18 protein-coding genes are annotated in these 20,943 nt (G+C 61.8%); 8 read left to right on the top strand and 10 right to left on the bottom strand.

Annotated features, from left to right (window positions below):
- Positions 1 to 121: 121 nt before the first annotated feature.
- From BM317_RS09370 to BM317_RS09355, 4 genes are all read left to right on the top strand, one after another.
- Positions 122 to 1,426 carry a homoserine dehydrogenase gene (locus BM317_RS09370; RefSeq protein ID WP_072408170.1) on the top strand — a complete coding sequence of 435 codons (1,305 nt, stop codon included), beginning with the start codon at positions 122 to 124 and terminating at the stop codon, positions 1,424 to 1,426.
- Between the two features lie 104 nt (positions 1,427 to 1,530).
- The gene (gene thrC / locus BM317_RS09365) at positions 1,531 to 2,940 is read left to right on the top strand and encodes a threonine synthase (protein ID WP_063322824.1); all 1,410 of its coding nucleotides are present in this window, start codon (positions 1,531 to 1,533) and stop codon (positions 2,938 to 2,940) included.
- Positions 2,941 to 3,060: 120 nt separating this feature from the next.
- On the top strand, positions 3,061 to 4,449 hold the full coding sequence (locus BM317_RS09360; RefSeq protein ID WP_092474064.1) for a transporter substrate-binding domain-containing protein: 1,389 nt from the start codon (positions 3,061 to 3,063) through the stop codon (positions 4,447 to 4,449).
- 163 nt (positions 4,450 to 4,612) lie between these two features.
- Complete coding sequence (locus tag BM317_RS09355) at positions 4,613 to 4,900, top strand: DUF3509 domain-containing protein (protein ID WP_060739052.1); 288 nt, start codon at positions 4,613 to 4,615, stop codon at positions 4,898 to 4,900.
- Between the two features lie 325 nt (positions 4,901 to 5,225).
- Here the strand turns inward: BM317_RS09355 and BM317_RS09350 are convergent, their stop codons facing one another.
- Complete coding sequence (locus tag BM317_RS09350) at positions 5,226 to 6,425, bottom strand: CaiB/BaiF CoA transferase family protein (RefSeq protein WP_092474062.1); 1,200 nt, start codon at positions 6,423 to 6,425, stop codon at positions 5,226 to 5,228.
- Positions 6,426 to 6,572: 147 nt separating this feature from the next.
- Here BM317_RS09350 and BM317_RS09345 point away from each other — a divergent pair, with 147 nt between their 5' ends.
- From BM317_RS09345 to BM317_RS09335, 3 genes are all read left to right on the top strand, one after another.
- A complete protein-coding gene (locus tag BM317_RS09345) occupies positions 6,573 to 7,115 on the top strand; it encodes a YaeQ family protein (RefSeq protein WP_003198109.1) in 543 nt (180 codons plus the stop codon).
- A 168-nt stretch (positions 7,116 to 7,283) separates the two neighbouring features.
- Entirely contained in the window at positions 7,284 to 8,993 is a 1,710-nt protein-coding gene (gene recJ / locus BM317_RS09340; RefSeq protein ID WP_060739049.1) for a single-stranded-DNA-specific exonuclease RecJ, read from the top strand.
- A 389-nt stretch (positions 8,994 to 9,382) separates the two neighbouring features.
- On the top strand, positions 9,383 to 10,489 hold the full coding sequence (locus BM317_RS09335; RefSeq protein ID WP_092474060.1) for an NADH:flavin oxidoreductase/NADH oxidase: 1,107 nt from the start codon (positions 9,383 to 9,385) through the stop codon (positions 10,487 to 10,489).
- Positions 10,490 to 10,602: 113 nt separating this feature from the next.
- Here the strand turns inward: BM317_RS09335 and BM317_RS09330 are convergent, their stop codons facing one another.
- Positions 10,603 to 12,231, bottom strand: coding sequence for a glucan biosynthesis protein D (locus BM317_RS09330; protein WP_092474058.1), 1,629 nt, complete (start codon positions 12,229 to 12,231; stop codon positions 10,603 to 10,605).
- Between the two features lie 360 nt (positions 12,232 to 12,591).
- On the opposite strand from BM317_RS09330, the gene BM317_RS09325 reads away from it, so the two are divergent.
- Positions 12,592 to 12,777 carry a hypothetical protein gene (locus tag BM317_RS09325; protein ID WP_003198116.1) on the top strand — a complete coding sequence of 62 codons (186 nt, stop codon included), beginning with the start codon at positions 12,592 to 12,594 and terminating at the stop codon, positions 12,775 to 12,777.
- Positions 12,778 to 12,821: 44 nt separating this feature from the next.
- On the opposite strand, the gene BM317_RS09320 is transcribed toward BM317_RS09325, so the two are convergent.
- From BM317_RS09320 to BM317_RS09285, 8 genes are all read right to left on the bottom strand, one after another.
- Positions 12,822 to 13,121 carry a type II toxin-antitoxin system RelE/ParE family toxin gene (locus BM317_RS09320; RefSeq protein WP_092474056.1) on the bottom strand — a complete coding sequence of 100 codons (300 nt, stop codon included), beginning with the start codon at positions 13,119 to 13,121 and terminating at the stop codon, positions 12,822 to 12,824.
- Complete coding sequence (locus BM317_RS09315) at positions 13,084 to 13,347, bottom strand: CopG family ribbon-helix-helix protein (protein ID WP_063322816.1); 264 nt, start codon at positions 13,345 to 13,347, stop codon at positions 13,084 to 13,086. Before BM317_RS09315 ends, BM317_RS09320 begins: the two co-directional genes overlap by 38 nt.
- Before the next feature lie 146 nt (positions 13,348 to 13,493).
- On the bottom strand, positions 13,494 to 14,918 hold the full coding sequence (locus BM317_RS09310) for a gamma-aminobutyraldehyde dehydrogenase (RefSeq protein ID WP_092474054.1): 1,425 nt from the start codon (positions 14,916 to 14,918) through the stop codon (positions 13,494 to 13,496).
- A 147-nt stretch (positions 14,919 to 15,065) separates the two neighbouring features.
- A complete protein-coding gene (locus BM317_RS09305; RefSeq protein ID WP_092474052.1) occupies positions 15,066 to 15,884 on the bottom strand; it encodes an ABC transporter permease in 819 nt (272 codons plus the stop codon).
- Complete coding sequence (locus BM317_RS09300) at positions 15,874 to 16,821, bottom strand: ABC transporter permease (protein WP_092165758.1); 948 nt, start codon at positions 16,819 to 16,821, stop codon at positions 15,874 to 15,876. Before BM317_RS09300 ends, BM317_RS09305 begins: the two co-directional genes overlap by 11 nt.
- Position 16,822: 1 nt before the next feature.
- Complete coding sequence (locus BM317_RS09295; RefSeq protein WP_092165760.1) at positions 16,823 to 17,860, bottom strand: ABC transporter ATP-binding protein; 1,038 nt, start codon at positions 17,858 to 17,860, stop codon at positions 16,823 to 16,825.
- A 226-nt stretch (positions 17,861 to 18,086) separates the two neighbouring features.
- A complete protein-coding gene (gene ydcS / locus BM317_RS09290) occupies positions 18,087 to 19,238 on the bottom strand; it encodes a putative ABC transporter substrate-binding protein YdcS (RefSeq protein WP_092474051.1) in 1,152 nt (383 codons plus the stop codon).
- A gap of 90 nt (positions 19,239 to 19,328) precedes the next feature.
- A complete protein-coding gene (locus BM317_RS09285; RefSeq protein WP_092474049.1) occupies positions 19,329 to 20,786 on the bottom strand; it encodes a gamma-aminobutyraldehyde dehydrogenase in 1,458 nt (485 codons plus the stop codon).
- Positions 20,787 to 20,943 lie beyond the last annotated feature (157 nt).

Genomic DNA, 20,943 nt, shown 5'->3' with positions numbered 1-20,943 from the left:
CCGCTTTTGAAGATCACGGCTCGGCGAACACATTCGTCGGGCCGTTAAACACAGAGTCGCGTTGCTGCGCGGCTGTATTTCACGGCCGACCTTGCGTCGGCCGTTTCATGGGGAGTCAAGAGTGAATCCGGTCAAAGTAGGCATCTGTGGGTTAGGTACCGTCGGTGGCGGCACCTTCAACGTACTTCAGCGCAACGCCGAGGAAATTTCTCGTCGTGCCGGGCGTGGGATCGAAGTGGCACAAATTGCCATGCGCACGCCAAAGCCTCAGTTCCAGACGACCGGTATTGCGATTACCAACGATGTCTTCGAAGTGGCCACGAACCCTGAGATCGACATCGTCATAGAGCTGTTGGGCGGCTATACCGTTGCCCGCGAGCTGGTACTCAAGGCCATCGAGAATGGCAAGCATGTGGTCACCGCGAACAAGGCGCTTATCGCCGTTCACGGTAATGAGATTTTCGCCAAGGCCCGCGAGAAGGGCGTGATCGTGGCATTCGAAGCCGCCGTGGCCGGTGGTATCCCGGTGATCAAGGCGATCCGCGAAGGCCTGTCGGCCAACCGCATCAACTGGGTCGCGGGGATCATCAACGGCACCGGTAACTTCATCCTCACCGAGATGCGCGAGAAAGGTCGTACCTTCGAAGACGTGCTCGCCGAAGCCCAGGCCCTGGGCTACGCCGAGGCCGATCCGACGTTCGACGTGGAAGGCATCGACGCAGCGCACAAGCTGACGATCCTGGCGTCCATTGCGTTCGGCATTCCGTTGCAGTTCGACAAGGCCTACACCGAAGGCATCACCAAGCTGACCACCGCTGACGTGAACTACGCCGAAGCCTTGGGCTACCGCATCAAGCACCTGGGCGTGGCGCGCAGCACCGCCAGCGGCATCGAGCTGCGCGTGCACCCGACCTTGATCCCGGCCGACCGCCTGATCGCCAACGTCAACGGCGTGATGAACGCGGTGATGGTCAACGGCGATGCCTCTGGCTCGACGTTGTTCTACGGCGCGGGCGCGGGCATGGAACCGACGGCCTCTTCGGTCATTGCCGACCTGGTGGACGTGGTTCGCGCCATGACCTCGGACCCGGAAAACCGCGTGCCGCACCTGGCCTTCCAGCCGGATTCGCTGTCGGCGCACCCGATTCTTCCGATCGAGGCGTGCGAAAGCTCCTACTACCTGCGCATCCAGGCCAAGGACCATCCGGGCGTGCTGGCCCAAGTGGCGAGCATCCTCTCGGAACGCGGCATCAACATCGAGTCGATCATGCAGAAGGAAGTCGAGGAACACGACGGCCTGGTGCCGATGATCCTGCTGACCCACCGGGTGGTCGAGCAGAACATCAACGACGCGATTGCGGCGCTGGAAGCGCTCCAGGGTGTCGTTGGGCCGGTGGTCCGTATCCGCGTCGAACATTTGAATTAATTTAGCGGCAAGTTATAAGCTGCAAGCCGCAAGTAGAAGCCGAGCCGCTTTGACTTGTCGCTTGCCGCTTGACCTTGAAGCTCAAACCGAAGGTTTGCCAAAAAATGCGCTATATCAGCACCCGCGGCCAGGCACCGGCCCTGAATTTCGAAGATGTCCTCCTGGCCGGCCTGGCCACGGATGGCGGTCTCTATGTGCCGGAAAACCTGCCGCGCTTCACCCAGGAGGAAATCGCTTCCTGGGCCGGCCTGCCGTATCACGAGTTGGCGTTCCGGGTCATGCGCCCATTCGTCACCGGCAGCATCCCGGACGCCGATTTCAAAAAGATCCTGGAAGAGACCTATGGGGTCTTTTCCCACAATGCCATCGCACCGCTGCGCCAGCTCAACGGTAACGAATGGGTCATGGAGCTGTTCCACGGCCCGACCCTGGCGTTCAAGGACTTCGCCCTGCAACTGCTCGGTCGCCTGCTGGACTACGTGCTGCAAAAGCGTGGCGAGCGCGTGGTGATCGTCGGTGCCACCTCTGGCGACACCGGTTCGGCGGCCATCGAAGGCTGCAAGCATTGCGAAAACGTCGACATTTTCATCCTGCACCCGCACAACCGCGTCTCGGAAGTGCAGCGTCGCCAGATGACGACGATTTTCGGCGACAACATCCACAACATCGCCATCGAAGGCAACTTCGATGACTGCCAGGAAATGGTCAAGGCCAGCTTCGCCGACCAGAGCTTCCTCAAGGGTACGCGGCTGGTGGCGGTGAACTCGATCAACTGGGCGCGGATCATGGCCCAGATCGTCTATTACTTCCACGCGGCCCTGCAATTGGGCGGTCCGGCCCGTTCCGTATCGTTCTCGGTGCCGACCGGCAACTTCGGCGATATCTTCGCCGGTTACCTGGCGCGCAACATGGGGCTGCCGATCAACCAATTGATCGTCGCCACCAACCGCAACGACATCCTGCACCGCTTCATGAGCGGCAACCAGTACGTCAAGGAAACCCTGCACGCCACGCTGTCGCCTTCGATGGACATCATGGTGTCGTCGAACTTCGAGCGCCTGCTGTTCGACCTGCACGGTCGCAACGGTGCGGCGATTGCCGGGCTGATGGACAGCTTCCGCCAGGGCGGCGGTTTCAGCGTCGAGCCTGAGCGCTGGACCGAAGCCCGCAAGTTGTTCGACTCCCTGGCCGTGGACGATGAGCAAACCTGCGAAACCATCGCCGAGGTGTTCGCCCAGAGCGGCGAACTACTCGACCCGCACACGGCCATCGGCGTCAGGGCGGCCCGTGAATGCCGTCGCAGCCTGGACATCCCGATGGTGATCCTGGGCACGGCTCACCCGGTCAAGTTCCCGGAAGCGGTGGAGAAAGCCGGTGTAGGAAAAGCGCTCGAACTGCCTGCGCATCTTTCTGATTTGTTTGAGCGAGATGAGCGTTGCACCGTGTTGCCCAACGACTTGAAAGCCGTGCAGGCCTTTGTCAGCCAGCATGGCAATCGCGGCAAGCCACTCTGACCGGATAAACCTGTCACATTTTGAAGCCCGTCTCCTGACGGGCTTTCTTGTTTCTGCATGCCAAACTGGCCGGGTTTTCGCCCTTGGAGGGATGGGCGAGTCATCTCGAAGGAAATGCAGATGTCGTTTTTTATCAAAGGCAAACCAGCCCTGGGCTGGGTAATGGGGCTGGCCCTGATGTACTGGACGCAGGGAGGCAACGCGGCGCCGCTGGCGGCTTTCGAAACGCCACCGCCCAACCCAGGCGAACGGCTGGTGCTGGACGCGCAGGAATTGAAATGGATCAAGGAGAACCCCCGGGTCATCGTGGCCACGATGCAGTTTCCGCTGTACCTGTTCAAGAATGAACAGGGGCAGTGGAATGGGCTGAACCACGACGTTCTCCAGCGCATCGCCCACATGACCGGCCTTGAGTTCGTGCATCGGGAGTCATTCTCCCCCGGCGAGTTGCTGACAATGCTGGAGAATGGCGAAGCCGACATGACGACCCTGCTGGCGATGAACGAAGAGCGTCGGGACTTCCTGAGTTTCAGCCATGCATTCGGTGGTTCCGGTTGGGTATTCGTCGGCCGTGACGGGGAGTCGTCCCTCCATTCGCTGGAGCAGCTCGAAGGGAAGGTCCTGGCATTGCCGGCACGCCATGCATTGGAGGCGGAAATCAGGCGCGATTACCCGGCGATCAAATTGCGCACGACCAAGACTTTTGGCGAGGCGCGGGCGCTGGTGGAGAGCCGGGAAGCCTACGCCACCATCGAAAATGAAACCGGGGTGCATCTCTATCCCGCCGGACAGTTGCAGGTCGGCAGCGGCCTTGAGGGCAAGTGGGAACCGGACTACCTGGCGGTGCGCCAGGACCTGACCGTGCTGTTGAGTATCTTGAATAAAGCGCTGGAAGCCTTCCCCGCCGAGGACATGCGTGCACTGCGTTCGAAATGGATGGCCGGTGCGACGCCCGTCCAGGCGCCATCGATCTGGGAGCGGATGTCCCGCTGGGGTTACTGGTGTGTGACCGTGGTCGTGGTGTTTGGTCTCTTGTCCCTGCTGTGGAACCGTCGCCTGCAGATACAGATCGACCAACGCCTCAAGGCCGAAGCGGTCCTCAACGACCAGTTGATGCTCCAGCGGGCCTTGATGGATGCCATTCCCGACCCGATTTTCATCTGTGATCTGGAAGGGCGCCTGATCATGTGCAACAAAAGCTATGAAGACCAGTTTGCGACCCGCTTCGAAAAACTCCGGGGCACGCGGCTTACCGACTCGGCATCATTCCCGCCGGCTACCGCCGAGCTGCTGCATGGGGAAGTGATGGAGCAATTGCGCACCGGCCAGTCTCGATTCGTCGACCGGCAATTGATGTTCAGCGGCGGACTGCGGGAAATCTATCATTGGTCGGTGCCGTTCTATGGGGCTGATGGACAGTTGCGCGGCATTCTGGGCGGCTGGACCGATGTCGGACGGCGGTGGCGCCGTTGCGACAGGGGCCTGGCTGAGCCGGCCGTCACCCCGTAACGGCTCTCGGAGAACGCTGTTGTCTGCCTGTCATATTGGACGCGCATGCTCGGTTGAACAGGTTGAAGGCATGCCGGTTCGGTGCGCTGACGAACTTTCTGCTGCGGCCCACGGTCATTTACTGTGCACATGCAGTTGTTTCGGACTATTGAAGGGTGAGCGAATGGAAAGTATCAGCCTATTGCTGAATGAAGCCTTGAGCCCGTATCAGGTGTCGCTGACTCCCTCCGGCGCCAAGGGCGAATGCCGGGTGACGCTGAAGAATGCCAGCGGGGTCATCATGGTCGAGCGAGTGTTCAATCAGGCCCAATTGACCGACAAGCGTCAGTTGACGGACGTGGTCGATGGCCTGCATCGCGATGTGCTGATTGCCGAGGGTCGCCTGGAGCCCTGTGTGATTGCGGCGCTGCGCAATCTGGCGCGCGACAAGGTCATGGTCGCGGCGAATTGACTGGGCTTTTGTGGGAACCTTCCTACGTCTTGATGAGTCAGACCCTTTACCAGCAAGAGCGAGCATTGTGCTCCGGTGCTTGTCGCTTGTTGTGCGGACCTTGAATGGTCACGTTTAACCCCGAGTCGTCTCCCCACTTCTCGGGGTTTCTTTTTGCCCGGCGTTTATGTTTTTTGGTGTGTTCTGTCGGGCGCAGGAAGCTTTTGTGGGAGCGAGCTTGCTCGCCATAGCGGAGTGTCAGTCGAGATCGATGCGGCTGATCTGACGCCATCGCGAGCAAGCTCGCTCCCACAGTTTGATCTCCCGTGACTGCCCCTGCAGTGCCTCAAATGGCGCCGTCACTGCGCAGTTTGGCGATCTGCTGTGGGTCGTAGCCCAGCTCACCGAGCACTTGTGCGTTGTGTTCACCCAGTGCCGGCCCGACCCATTCGCAGGTGCCCGGGGTGTCGGAGAGCTTCGGTACGATCCCCGGCATCTTGAACGCCTTGCCGTCCGGCAGCTTGGCCTGCAGAAACATCTCGCGGGCGAGGAACTGCGGGTCGCTGAACATATCCTCGGCGCTGAAGATCCGACTGGCCGGCACCCCGGCCTGGTTCAATTGGTCGATAACGCTGTCGAGCGGCAGCGCGTTGACCCAGCGATCGATGACCCCGTACAGCTCGTCACGCCGACTGTCACGGCCATCATTGCTGGCCAGTTGCGGGTCATTGGCCAGGTCGTCACGGCCGATGATCTGCATGAAACGCTTGAAGATCGCATCGCCGTTGGCGCCAATCTGCACGTGCTTGCCATCGGCGCTGGTGTGGATGGACGAGGGGGTGATGCCGGGCATGATATTGCCGGTGCGCTCGCGGATGAAGCCGAACACGTCGAACTCCGGCACCATGCTTTCCATCATGGCGAAAATCGCCTCGTACAAGGCCACGTCCACCACTTGTCCGGTGCCGCCGTTGATCTCCCGGTGACGCAGGGCCATCAATGCGCCAATCACGCCCCAGAGGGCGGCGATGGAGTCGCCGATGGAAATCCCGGTGCGCACCGGTGGGCGGTCTTCGAACCCCGTGATGTAGCGCAGGCCGCCCATGGATTCGCCCACCGCGCCAAACCCCGGCTGGTCTTTCATCGGCCCGGTCTGGCCGAAGCCCGAAAGCCGCACCATCACCAGTTTCGGGTTCAAGGCATGCAGCACCTCCCAGCCCAGGCCGAGCTTTTCCAGCACGCCGGGGCGAAAGTTTTCGATCAGGATGTCGGCTTCGCCGAGCAGTTTTTTCAGGATCGCCAGGCCTTCGGGGTGCTTGAGGTTCAAGGTCAGGGACTTCTTGTTGCGCGCCTGGACGAACCACCACAACGAGGTGCCTTCGTACAGCTTGCGCCACTTGCGCAGCGGATCACCGCCGTCGGGCGATTCGACCTTGATGACTTCGGCACCGAATTCGCCGCAGATGCGCGAGGCGAAGGGCCCGGCGATCAAGGTGCCCAATTCGATGACTTTGACGCCGGCAAGGGGGTTGGCAGTAAGCGACATGGCGGATCCTGTAGGACAAAGGCAGAACGAATAGAGCGTTTTATCATAGGCCAGGGCCGGTCGCCGCAGGTTGATGGTCGGCAATTCGTGGATTGCCTGCGTCATCGGTTAGACTTGCCGCCTTTCCTCGTATCAAGAAGTCCGTTCATGGCCCAGCCGTCCACGACCTACAAGTTTGAACTGAACCTCACCGACCTCGACCGCAATGTGTACGAGAATGTGAAGCAGACCATCGCCCGCCACCCTTCGGAAACCGAAGAGCGCATGACCGTGCGCCTGCTGGCCTACGCGTTCTGGTACAACGAGCTGCTGGCATTTGGTCGTGGTCTGTCAGACGTCGATGAACCTGCGCTGTGGGAAAAGAGCCTGGATGACCGTGTGCTGCACTGGATCGAAGTCGGCCAGCCGGATGCCGATCGCCTGACCTGGTGTTCGCGCCGGACCGAGCGCACCAGCCTGCTGGCCTATGGCAGCCTGCGGGTGTGGGAAGGCAAGGTGATCCCGGCGGTCAAGAACCTGAAGAACGTCAACATCGCCGCCGTACCCCAGGAAGTGCTCGAAACCCTGGCCCAGGACATGCCCCGGGTGATCAAGTGGGATGTGATGATCAGCGAGGGCACGATTTTCGTGACCGACGACCGTGGCCAGCATGAAGTCCAGCTGCAATGGTTGCTGGGCGAGCGCGGTTGAACCGCCCCGGCATCAAGTGAACTCATTGTGGGAGCGAGCTTGCTCGCGAATACGGTAGATCAGTTTGCATTTATGTTGAATGTGCCGCCGCTTTCGCGAGCAAGCCCGCTCCCACACAAGCTCCCTGCCAGAACTTTCACGATTATCCAGAGAAATGTCCGTCACCCCATGCGCATAGAACCCCGCCAACTGCCCGACACCCTGCCATTTCTCGGTGACCTGCCGCCCCTGTTGACGCGCCTGTACGCGGCACGCGGCGTACAGTCCGAGGCTGAACTGGACAAGAGCCTGGCGCGCCTGATTCCCTTTCAGCAACTCAAGGGGATCGACGCCGCGGTGGATCTGTTGGTGACGGCATTGGAGCAGCGCCAGCGCATCCTGATCGTGGGGGACTTCGATGCCGATGGCGCGACCGCCAGCACCGTGGGGATGCTGGGGTTGCGCCTGCTCGGTGCAGCCCATGTCGATTACCTGGTGCCCAATCGCTTCGAATATGGCTACGGGCTGACCCCGGAAATCGTCGAAGTCGCCCTGGCCCGCGCACCGCAGTTGCTGATCACCGTGGATAACGGCATCTCCAGCGTGGAAGGCGTGGCGGCGGCGAAAGCGGCGGGGCTCCAGGTGCTGGTCACCGACCACCACTTGCCTGGCCTCGAATTGCCGGCGGCCGATGCCATCGTCAATCCGAACCAGCCGGGCTGCGAGTTCCCGAGCAAGGCCCTGGCCGGTGTCGGGGTGATTTTTTATGTGCTGATGGCCCTGCGGGCGCGTCTGCGCAGCCTGGGGTGGTATGCCAGCACCCCCCAGCCGAACATCGGCGAATTGCTCGACCTGGTGGCCCTGGGCAGCGTGGCCGACGTGGTGCCCCTGGACGCGAATAACCGGATCCTGGTGCACCAGGGCCTGGAACGGATTCGCGCCGGACGCGCCCGGCCCGGCATCAAGGCGATCCTGGAAGTGGCCAAGCGCGACGCTTCAAGGATTACCTCCACCGACCTCGGATTTATCCTCGGGCCGCGTCTGAATGCGGCGGGGCGCCTGGACGACATGAGCCTGGGCATCGAATGCCTGCTCACCGACGACCCGGCCCTGGCGCGGGAGATGGCGGCGCAACTGGACGGCATGAACCAGGACCGCAAGTCTATCGAGCAGGGCATGCAGCGTGAAGCCCTGGCTCAACTCAAGGACCTGCCGGTGGAGTCGATGCCATTCGGTTTGTGCCTCTTCGATCCACAGTGGCACCAAGGGGTCATCGGCATTCTCGCCTCGCGGATGAAAGAGCGCTATTTCCGCCCGACCATCGCCTTTGCCGATGCCGGGGACGGTTTGCTCAAGGGCTCGGGGCGCTCGGTACCGGGCTTTCACATTCGCGATGCGCTGAGCGTGGTGGCGGCGCAGCATCCGACCCTGATCAGCAAGTACGGCGGTCACGCCATGGCGGCGGGGCTGACGTTGCCGGAAGCGAATTTTCCGTTGTTCGCCGAAGCGTTCGACGCGGAAGTGCGCCGGCAATTGCGCGAAGAAGACCTGACCGGCCGGTTGTTGTCGGATGGCACCCTGGCGGTGGAGGAATTCCACCTCGAACTGGCCCGGGCGCTGCGCCATGCCGGTCCCTGGGGCCAGCATTTCCCGGAGCCGATGTTCCATGGCGTGTTCCAGTTGGTCGAACAACGGGTGGTGGGCGAACGGCACCTGAAGGTCATTCTCAAGAGCGAGTGCGGCTCGGTGAAGCTCGACGGCATCGCCTTCGGCATCGACCGCGAGATCTGGCCAAACCCTACCGTGCGCTGGGTGGAACTGGCCTACAAGCTCGACCTCAACGAGTTCCGCGGCCAGGAAACGGTGCAGTTGATGATTGCCCATATCGAACCGCGGTAGGCACAAATGCTATCGATCAAGTGATGACGTGTGGCGAGGGGATTTATCCCCGCTGGGCTGCGCAGCAGCCCCCAAAATATCCCAGCCCCGAATTTCTTCAGCCAAACGGCATTGGCCGGGTTCACGGCTGCTTCGCAGCCGAACGGGGATAAATCCCCTCGCCACAAAGTCACAGGCCCGATCAAGAGTAATCTGGTCACACCGTCGGTTTTTTAGGTTCTGAACCCTCCTGCCTCCCGGGTTGTCGACTAGGCTCTAAGCACTGCTTGATAGCCCTTGTGACGTCTTGTCGATTTTTTGCCCGCGGGGGCGGGTGTTGCACCTTCTTGTCACTCGTCGACTTTTCAAACAGAACCCTGGAGCCTGCCCACTGATTCGAGAGGTGCCCCATGAGTCTGCTGCTGGAACCCTATACCCTTCGCCAATTGACCTTGCCCAATCGCATCGCGGTATCGCCGATGTGCCAGTATTCGAGCACCGATGGCCTGGCCAACGATTGGCACCTGGTGCACTTGGGCAGCCGCGCCGTGGGCGGTGCCGGCCTGGTGTTCACCGAAGCCACCGCCGTGACCGCCGACGGTCGTATCACCGCCCAGGATCTGGGGCTGTGGAACGATGAACAGATCGAACCCTTGCAACGCATCACCCGGTTCATCACCGCCCAAGGCGCCGTGCCGGGCATACAACTGGCCCATGCCGGGCGCAAGGCCAGCACCTGGCGACCTTGGCTGGGCAAGCATGGCAGCGTCAAACCGGCGGATGGCGGCTGGGTGCCGGTCGGTCCGTCGCCGATTGCCTTCGATCCGCAACACACCCAGCCGGTGCAGTTGGACGAAGGGCAGATCGCCGGGGTGATCCAGGCCTTCGTGGATTCGGCCAGGCGCGCCCTCACGGCCGGTTTCAAGGTGGTCGAGGTCCACGCGGCCCATGGTTATCTGCTGCATCAGTTCCTGTCGCCCTTGAGCAATCAGCGGCGCGATCAATACGGCGGCTCGTTCGAGAACCGCATCCGCCTGGTGCTGCAAGTCACCGAAGCGATCCGGGCCGTATGGCCGCAAGAGCTGCCGGTGTTCGTTCGCGTCTCCGCCACCGATTGGGTCGAGGACGGTTGGAACCCGGATGAAACCGTGGAGTTGGCGCGGCGCTTCAGGGCGCTGGGGGTGGACCTGATCGATGTGTCATCGGGCGGCACGGCCGCCAATGCGGAAATCCCCACCGGCCCGGGTTACCAGACACGCTTCGCCGAGCGGGTGCGCAAGGAGTCGGAAATCGCCACCGGCACCGTCGGCATGATCACCGAACCGGCCCAGGCCGAACACATCCTGCGCACCTGCCAGGCCGACATCATTTTCCTGGCCCGCGAACTGTTGCGCGATCCGTACTGGGCCCTGCATGCCGATGATGACCTGGGCGGCCGCAAGGCCACGTGGCCGGCGCAGTACCAGCGGGCCACGCATCGGGACCAGCCGATTCATGAGTCGGATTTGCGCGATTGAGTGCCCAGTAAAACAAAAAGCCCCGGTCGTCATTGGCCGGGGCTTTTTCTTATTTGAAATCGTTGGTGCCTGTACTGCCGCCTTCGCGAGCAAGCCCAGGCACCCGATCACTGTCAGGGATACTTGCGCTTATCCGGTGCCGGCGGGAAGTACTGGTACAACCAGGTCTCGCTCAAGGTGCGGTCCTTGGTGCGAATGAACAGGCGCATCTGCACCGGGTCCACCCGGTCATCGGTCGGGTACCAGTCGAAGGTAATGCGGTAACCCTTGATCGCATCCAGCACCAACACATTGAAGTCCTTCACTTCGCCGTGGGAGCAGGTCACCACCGGTTCGATGCCGGTGCCCGGCGGCAGTTGATCGAGGCCGCCGCCGCTGAAGTCCACGGCGAAACGACGTGCCCAGACGGTCGGGTAATGCTCGCCCGGTGCCCAGCCTTCGATGAAACCGCCCATGCCAGAACGGGTGGCGTCGACGTGGGCCAGGTCGGTGCTGACCGGCGGCAACGCGCTCCAGTAGAGCTTATAGCCATAGTTCAGCGAATCACCGGCGGCCACCGGTTTTTTCGGCGTCCAGAACGCGACGATGTTATCCAGGGTCTCTCCGGTGGTAGGAATTTCCAGCAGGTCCACCGAGCCTTCGCCCCACGCCGTCGTCGGTTCGACCCACAGGCTTGGGCGCTTGCTGTACCAGTCCACGGTGTCCTGGTAACTGGCAAAGTCGTGGTCGGTCTGCACCAGGCCGAAACCTTTCGGATTGCTGTCGGCGAAGGCATTGAATTGCAGGGTGGCAGGGTTGTTCAACGGACGGCAGACCCACTCGCCGTTGCCGCGCCACATGGCCAGCCGGTCGGAGTCATGGATTTGCGGGTGAATGGTGTCGCACATGCGCCGTTCCACGGTGCCGCAGCTGAACATGCTGGTCATGGGGGCGATACCCAGTTGCTCGATGGCGGTACGGGCATTGATGTGCGCATCGATTTCCATCACCACCCGGGTCGGCTGGCAATCGATGTCGAACCGATAGGCACCGGTGGCGCTGGGGGAGTCGAGCAGGGCGTAGACCACGAAACGGGTGCTGTTCTTGTCCGGGGTTTCGAACCAGAACTTGGTGAAGTCCGGGAATTCCTCGCGCTTCTTGGCATAGGTGTCGATGGCCAGGCCGCGGGCCGACAGCCCGTACTGGCCGCTGGCATCCACGGCGCGGAAATAGCTGGCCCCCAGGAACGAAACGATGTCATGTCGATCCAGCTCCGGCGCCTTGAAGACACGAAAGCCGGCGAAGCCCAGGTCACCCGTCAGTTGCGAGGTGTTGACCGTGGTTTTCTCATAGTTGAACAGTTCCGGACGGAAGTGCACTTCACGAGCCATACGCGTCTTCGGGTCGACGCTGTACATGCGCACCGGCTGCTTGAAACCCATGCCGACGTGGAAGAACTGTGCGTCCAGTTGCCGCCCTTCCAGGTCATTCCATAACGAGTGATTGACGTCGTATTGGATGGCGTTGAACTGCAGTGGCGACATTTGCGCCAGGGTGGGTGGCAGGACTTGCTTGGTGTCGACGTAGCGGCTTTCGGCCAGCCGCCGGGCCTGATCCTTCAAACCGTTGAAATCGAAGGGACGGGCTTCGCCGTCGGCAGTCTGATCGGCGGCCCAGGCGCGTGCGGCCATGAGCCCGGAGGCCGACAGCCCGGTGTAGGCGGCGAAGGCCATGGAGGCCTTGAGCAGATTCCTGCGGTGCATAAATACAACCTTTCTCGAAACAATCCCGCGCCGATCCTGGCAACAAAGACTGATAAAGGAGTTCGGACATGCCTTTGGCCAAACGCTACGAACGTTAGAACAGATGCCTGAGAGCTGGATCGGTTCACCGAGGCGCAAAATCATAGGGGAAATACGGGCTTTGAGAGCAGGGAAAGCGTGGCTTGGTCAAATTTTCTTACAGTTATTTCTTTTTTTATGTCGATTCCAACTTTTTTTGACTAATTACTCTAAAACTCCCTTTTCACGCTTTGAATCCTCCCTATTCTTTAGCGTGATAGACGATCTAACCCGGGTTCAGACGGCGCTATCAGGTCAACCTCGACGTAAGAAGGACAACTCATGACAAAAATACAGGGCATTACCGAAATGCTGGGGATCTTTCCAGGCCTGACCAACCCGCGCAGGACACGCCGGCTCAGCCTTGAAGAATTGAGGCTGGTGGAGCGTTATCGGGAGTTGTCGGAAAACGACCGCATCGCCATGCGCTACCTGGTGGATGCGATGAGGAGTGTTTCGCGGTTTTGAAGCGTGGCGCAGGTGAGCGGTCGGGGCAGGCGCGCCGGCCGACATCACTCCACCGACCAGTCCTGGGGACGTTCGGTGCGCAGGTGCAGTATCCGCAGGACTTGCAGTTGTCCCTGCTCGAGCCGGTACGGGGCAACGAACGGGTAGCGTGTCAGCACCAGCTCTCGAATATCGGGAACGACCGAAGGACGGCCCGAGCCGGGAAAGCGTTGCAGTTGGCGCAATGTCTCCAGGATGGCGAGGATGACCTCATCGGCGCCTTCTGCGCCGATAGCGCTTTGGTAATGTTCGTGGATCGAGTCGAGGTCACTCTGTGCTTTGTCGGTCAGTACGATGCTCGGCACGCTTTGCCCACTTAGCCTTCACGGCGTCCAGATCGGTCAGGTTTCCAGCGTCGGCATCGGCCATGCCTTCGCTGATGGCTTGCAGATGCCAGGATTCGGCTTCCACATATCGAACCAGTGCACGCTTGAGGTGATATTGGCGGTCGCGGTCGGTGGCGGCAGCCAGCAAGTCCAGCTGTTGGGCCAGACCTTCTTCCACACGAAAGGACAAAACGGGCGAGGCCATGGCTGATCTCCAAGGTGTATACGTTGTAGACACCCTAGGTGCTGCCAGGATTTCCGTCAACCGGCGGGCGTGCACCGATCGACGAAAACCTTAGCAGGACGAACGCCGGGCAGGCGCGAGCATGTGTTGCCAACGTTGTCTTGTCGTCAATGCTTGAACATCACATGCCGCACCACCGTGTAATCCTCCAGCCCATACATGGACATGTCCTTGCCATAGCCGGAACGTTTCTGACCGCCATGGGGCATTTCGCTGACGAGCATGAAGTGGGTGTTCACCCAGGTGCAGCCATATTGCAGGCGTGCCGACAGGCGATGGGCACGGCCGACATCGCTGGTCCAGACCGATGAAGCCAGGCCGTAGTCCGAGTCGTTGGCCCAGGCCAGCACTTGCGCTTCGTCTAGGAACGGGGTGACGGACACCACCGGCCCGAAGACTTCCCGGCGGACGATTTCGTCATCCTGCTGGGCGTCGGCCAGCACCGTCGGTTCGAAGAAGAACCCGTTGCCGTCCACCGCCTTGCCACCGGTGACCAGGCGGATATGCGGCTGGGCGATGGCCCGCTCGACGAAAGCGGCCACGCGGTCGCGGTGCTGGGCGGTGATCAGCGGGCCCATCTCGGTGTCGGATGCGGTTTGCAGGCCGTACTTGATGCTGCCCACCGCGGCGCCGAGTTTCTCGACGAATTGTTCGTAGATGCCTTGCTGGGCATAGATGCGGCAGGCGGCGGTGCAGTCCTGGCCGGCGTTGTAGAAACCGAAGGTGCGGATGCCTTCCACGGCCGCGTCGATGTCGGCATCGTCGAAGATGATCACCGGGGCTTTGCCGCCCAGCTCCATGTGCATGCGCTTGACGCTGTCGGACGTGCTGGAAATGATGTTCGAGCCGGTGGCGATGGACCCGGTCAGCGACACCATGCGCACTTTCGGGTGGGTGACCAGCGGGTTGCCGACGGTCTGCCCACGACCGAAGATCACGTTGAGTACGCCGGCCGGGAAAATCTCCGACGCCAGTTCCGCCAGGCGCAGGGCCGTGAGCGGGGTCTGCTCCGACGGCTTGAGCACCACGGTATTGCCGGCGGCCAGGGCTGGGGCGATTTTCCAGGTGACCATCATCAGCGGGTAGTTCCACGGCGCGATGGAGGCGATGACGCCCACCGGGTCGCGACGGATCATCGAAGTGTGCCCCGGCAGGTACTCGCCGCCCGCCGAACCGCTCATGCAGCGGCTGGCACCGGCAAAGAAGCGGAACACGTCGGCAATCGCCGGAATTTCGTCGTTCAGCGCGGCGCCAAGGGGTTTGCCGCAGTTGTCCGACTCCAGCTTCGCCAGTTCTTCGCCGTGGGCTTCGATGGCGTCGGCCAGCTTGAGCAGCAACAGGGAACGGTCCTTGGGCGCAACCTGCGACCAGCTGTCGAAGGCGCTGTCGGCCGCACGGACGGCGGCATCGACCTGGGCTTCGCTGGCCTCGTTGATTTCCACCAGCACTCGCCCCAGCGAGGGGTTAAACACGGCCTGGCCGGGGCCTTCGCCGTTCACCAGGTGGCCGTTGATCAGCAGTTTGGTTTGCATGTCCAAGTCCTCTTGAGTTTTGTTTGTTGTCTGGGTGGGAGCGGGCTTGCTCGCGAATGCGGTATGTCATCCAATATTTGCACCGCCTGACACGCCGCTTTCGCGAGCAAGCCCGCTCCCACAGGAGATCCGGTTCCACAGTGACATTTATTTCCCGCCGCTACCGGCCACGCTCTCACCCCCGCGGGTCAGGTAATACGCGCCCAATATCGGCAACATCGTGACCATCATCACCAGCATCGCCACCACATTGGTCACCGGCACGTCGCGCGGGCGGCTGAGCTGGTTGAGCAGCCACAGTGGCAGGGTGCGTTCGTGGCCAGCGGTGAAGGTGGTGACGATGATTTCGTCGAACGACAGCGCGAAGGCCAGCATCCCGCCGGCCAGCAGTGCCGACCCCAGGTTAGGCAAGATGATGTAGCGAAAGGTCTGCCAGCCGTCGGCGCCCAGGTCCATTGAGGCCTCGATCAGGCTGTGGGAGGTGCGGCGCAGGCGGGCGATCACGTTGTTGTAGACGATCACCACGCAGAAGGTGGCGTGGCCGACGACGATGGTGAACATCCCCGGTTCGATACCCAGGGTCTTGAAGGTCCCCAGCAGGGCAATGCCGGTGATGATCCCCGGCAGGGCAATCGGCAGGATCAGCATCAGCGAAATGCCCTGTTTGCCGAAGAACTCGCGACGGTACAGCGCCGCCGAAGCCAGGGTGCCGAGCACCATGGCGATCAGCGTGGCGATGGCCGCGACCTGCAACGACAGCTTGATCGCCTCCAGCACATCCGGGCGCGAGAAGGCGATGCTGAACCACTTCAGGGTCAGGCCCTTGGGGGGGAAACTGAAGGCCGCGTCCTCGGTGTTGAAGGCATAGAGGAAGATGATCAGGATCGGGAAATGCAGGAACACCAGCCCGCCCCACGCCGCGATCCGCAAGCCCCACGAGGCTCGGTCTTGAGAGTCAGAGCGCATCGAAAGCTCCCAGTCGCTTGACGATGGATAGATAGACCGCGATCAGCACGATAGGCACCAGCGTGAACGCCGCGGCCATGGGCATGTTACCGATGGCGCCTTGCTGGGCGTAGACCATGCTGCCGACGAAGTAACCCGGCGGGCCCACCAACTGGGGCACGATGAAATCCCCCAGGGTCAGCGAGAAGGTGAAGATCGAGCCGGCGGCAATGCCCGGGATCGACAGCGGCAGGATCACCTGCGTGAACGTCTGGCGTGGCCTGGCGCCCAGGTCCGCCGAGGCTTGCAGCAGCGAGGGCGGCAGGCGCTCCAGGGACGCCTGGATCGGCAGGATCATGAACGGCAGCCAGATGTAGACGAACACCAGGAAACGCCCCAGGTGTGAGGTGGACAAGGTGCTGCCCCCCACGCCGGGGATCCCCAGTACGAACTGCAACACCGGCCCCAGGCCCAGGTGCTGGACGAACCACTGTGCAACGCCGCCCTTGGCCAGCAGCAGCGTCCAGGCATAGGCCTTGACGATATAGCTGGCCCACATCGGCAGCATCACCGCGATGTAGAAAAACGCCTTGGTCTTGCCGCGGGTGTAGCGCGCCATGTAGTACGCAATCGGGAATGCGACGATGGCGCTGGCGATGGACACCGCTATCGCCATGCTCAGGGTGCGCAAAATGATGTCGAAGTTCGACGGTTGGAACAGCGCCGCGAAATTCGCCAGAGTCAGGTCCGGCGTGACCGCCATGGTGAAGTCGTCGAAGGTGTAGAACCCCTGCCACAGCAAGGTCAGCAGCGAGCCGAGGTAGATCGCGCCGAACCAGAGCAGCGGCGGCACCAGCAACATCGACAAGTACAGGTTGGGCCGTCGGTACAGCAGGTTGGCAAAGCGCCGCAGCGGCGAACCGGGCGCAGGCGCTTGGGTGATGGTGAGGGTGTTCATCTCACACCTCGCCGCTGACGGTGTCGTGCAGCGCGACCATCGCCTCACGGGCCCAGCGAACGCTGAGGGGCTGGCCGGTCTGGTGCCGGACTGTGTTGTCGAGCCACTGGGTGTTGGCCTGGCTGAGGTTCAGGGTCTGGCCGTTGGCAAGTTTCAACTCGTAGCGTGTGGCGCTGCCCTGGTACTGGATGTCGTGCAGCAGGCCGTGGACCTCGATCTCATCGCTGGCCAACGGGCCCTCGGCGAAACGCACGTGTTCCGGGCGGATCGAGAACGGCTGTGGATAACCACTCAGTTCCCGGGCCAGCTCCCCACGAATCACGTTGGAGGTGCCGACGAATTCGGCGACGAAGGTGGTCGCCGGTTTCATGTACAGGTTGCGTGGGGTATCGACCTGTTCGATGCGCCCCTTGTTGAACACCGCCACGCGATCGGACATCGACAGCGCTTCGGTCTGGTCGTGGGTGACGAAAATGAAGGTGATGCCCAGCTGGCGTTGCAGCTTCTTCAATTCGCCCTGCATCTGTTCGCGCAGCTTCAGGTCCAGAGCGCCCAAGGGTTCGTCCAGCAACAACACCCGCGGACGGTTGACTAGCGCCCGGGCCAGGGCCACGCGTTGGCGTTGGCCGCCGGACAGCTGGACCGGCTTGCGTTCGCCATAGCCACCCAAGGCCACCATCTCCAAGGCTTCGTTGGCGCGCTGGATGCGTTCGGCCTTGGCGACGCCTTTGACTTTCAAGCCGTAGGCCACGTTGTCGCGTACGTTCATGTGGGGGAAGAGGGCGTAATCCTGGAAAACGGTGTTGACGTCCCGCTGGTACGGCGCGAGCCCGGTGGCTTCTTCACCGTGGATGCGAATCGAGCCGGCACTGGGTTGCTCGAACCCGGCGATCAGCCGCAGGCAGGTGGTCTTGCCCGAGCCGGACGGACCCAGCATGGAAAAGAACTCGCCGTCCTGGATATCAATGGAGACCCGGTCAACGGCTTTCACATCGCCGAACTGACGGGATACCTGGGTGAACTGGACTGCAAGCGTCATGGTGCGGGGCTCCAAAAAGCGGGGCTTATGTTCTGAGTTATCGGGCACGGACCTGTGGCGAGGGGATTTATCCCCGCTGGGCTGCGAAGCAGCCCCAAAGCAGTCGACTCAGTCTGCCTGATAGTCAGAGGCGTCAGTTTTGGGGGCGCTTCGCGCCCCAACGGGGATAAATCCCCTCGCCACAAGAGCAGATGTTCATCTGCTATTTTCATGCGACTGAAGGGACTTACCGCCCACCCATGATCGCAATGTAGTCCTGGGTCCAGCGGCTGTACGGCACGAACTTGCCGCCCTCGGCCTGTGGGGTTTTCCAGAAGGCGATCTTGTCGAACTGATCGAAGCCGTTGGTCTTGCAGCCTTCGGCGCCCAGCAGTTCGCTGCCCTTGCACGCTGCCGGCACCGCAGGCAAGGAGCCAAACCACGCGGCCACGTCACCCTGGACTTTCGGTTGCAGCGACCAGTCCATCCACTTGTACGCGCAGTTGGGATGCTTGGCCTCGGCGTGGAGCATCGTTGTATCGGCCCAGCCGGTGGCGCCTTCTTTCGGAATGGTCGAGGCGATCGGTTGCTTCTCGTTCATCAGGCCGTTGACCTGATACGGCCAGGCGCCGGACGCCACCACGCCTTCGTTCTTGAAATCGCTCATTTGCACGGTGGTGTCGTGCCAGTAGCGGTGAATCAGCGGCTGCTGAGCCCTCAGCAATTCCAGCACGGCCTTGTACTGCGCTTCGTCGAGTTGGTACGGGTCCTTGATGCCCAGCTCAGGCTTGGCGGTCTTGAGGTACAGCGCCGCGTCTGCGATGTAGATCGGGCCGTCGTAGGCTTGCACGCGGCCTTTGTTCGGCTTGCCGTCCGGCAGGTCCTGGGCATTGAACAGCACGCTCCAACTGGTGGGCGCCTGCTTGAACACGTCGGTGTTGTACATCAGCACATTCGGGCCCCATTGATACGGGGTGCCGTAGGTCTGCTGGTTGACCACGTACCACGGCGCATCCTTCAGGCGCGGGTCGAGATTCTTCCAGTTGGCGATCAGCGCGGTGTTGATCGGCTGCACGCGCTTGCCGGCAATCAGCCGCAACGAGGCGTCGCCGGAGGCGGTGACCAGGTCATAGCCGCCCTTGGTCATCAGGCTGACCATTTCGTCGGACGTGGCGGCGGTTTTCACATTGACCTTGCAGCCGGTTTCTTTCTCGAAAGCGCTGACCCAGTCGTAGGCCTTGTCGCTTTCGCCGCGTTCGATGTAACCCGGCCAGGCAACGATATCCAGTTGACCTTCGCCGGCACCGACGGCCTTGAGCGGTTCGGCGGCCTGGAGGCTGACGCTGGTCAGCAGCGCCGTTGTGAGTGCACTGAGCAATACGGTCTTGTGCGCGTACATGGAAATCCCTCTTGCTTTAATTATGGTCGGGGCAGTGTTCGAACCGGGTGAAGCGCCATGGCTGGCCTGTTATTAGAGTAGTTCTGTTAGCTACAGATGCTGGCCGTGGCGGGCCATGATGTGGCGCACCACGCTGTAGTCCTGGAGTGAATCGCTGGACAGGTCTTTCCCATACCCCGAACGTTTCAGGCCGCCGTGGGGCATTTCGCTGACCAGCATGAAATGGCTGTTGATCCAGGTGCAGCCGTATTGAAGCCGCGCCGCCACCTGCATGGCCTTGTCCAGGTTCTGCGTCCACACCGAGGAGGCCAGGCCGTATTCGGAATCGTTGGCCCAGTCCACCGCCTGGCTGAGTTCGTCGAAACGGGTCACGGTGACGACCGGGCCGAACACCTCGCGCTGGACGATTTCATCGCTTTGCTTGCAGCCGGCCAGCAGCGTCGGTTGGTAATAGAAACCGGCGCCGGAATGCACCGCCGCGCCGGTGATGCGTTCGATGTGCGGCTGGCCGAGGGCGCGCTCGACAAAACTGGCCACGCGGTCGCGCTGGCGGGTGCTGATCAGCGGGCCGATCTCGTTGTCGGCATCGCGCTTGCCGGCAAAGCGCAGGCTGCTGACCGCTGCGCCGAGTTCGGCCACCAGGCGATCGTGAATCCCGTCCTGGGCGTAGATCCGGCACGCCGCGGTGCAATCCTGCCCGGCGTTGTAATAGCCGTAGGTGCGCACGCCTTCGACCACGGCCTGGATGTCGGCGTCGTCGCACACGATCACCGGCGCCTTGCCGCCCAGTTCCAGGTGGGTGCGCTTGAGGGTTTTCGCTGCCGCCTGGAGGATCTTCTGCCCGGTGACGATGTCGCCGGTCAGCGAGACCATGCGCACTTTCGGGTGGCTGACCAGATGGCTGCCCACACCTTCGCCACCCCCGCAAATGATATTGATGACGCCTCGCGGCAGGATCCTGGCCAGTGCCGGCGCCAGCGCCAGGATCGACAGCGGCGTATGTTCCGATGGCTTGAACACCAGCGTATTGCCCGCGGCCAGGGCTGGGGCGATTTTCCAGGCGGCCATCATGATCGGGTAATTCCACGGTGCAATGGACGCCACTACGCCAATCGGGTCGCGGCGCACCATGCTGGTGTAGCCGGGCAGGTATTCGCCACTGAGCTGGCCGGTCTGACAGCGCACGGCGCCGGCGAAGAAACGGAACACATCCACCGTGGCGCTCAGATCATCCTGGCGCGCCAGGTGCAGCGGCTTGCCGCAGTTCAGGGATTCGAGGCGGGCCAGCTCATCGGCGTTCTTTTCGATGGCGCTGGCGATGTCCAGCAACAGGTTCGAGCGTTGTTGCGGCGTGGTGCGCGACCAGCCGTCGAAGGCGCGATGGGCGGCGAGGATCGCGGCTTCCACCTGTTCGGTGCTGGCCTCGGCGATGTGAGCCACCACCTCACCAGTGGCCGGGTTGAGGATCGGCTCGACAAGACCTTCACCGGCAACGAGCTCTCCGTCGATCAGCAACGCGGTGCACAAGGGGGGTTGCGTGCCAGCCATGTCCGATTTCTCTTTTTATATCGGTTGAAACACAGAACCTGTGGGAGCGAGCTTGCTCGCGATGGCCGTCTATCCATCGACAATTGCTTTAATGACACTCCGCCATCGCGAGCAAGCTCGCTCCCACAAGGGATTGTGCTGATGCAGCAAGACTAGT

It is taken from the genome of Pseudomonas sp. NFACC24-1 (genome assembly GCF_900115235.1).
GTDB classification, from domain to species: domain Bacteria; phylum Pseudomonadota; class Gammaproteobacteria; order Pseudomonadales; family Pseudomonadaceae; genus Aquipseudomonas; species Aquipseudomonas fluorescens_AA.
This window is presented reverse-complemented; position numbering and strand designations above follow the sequence as displayed.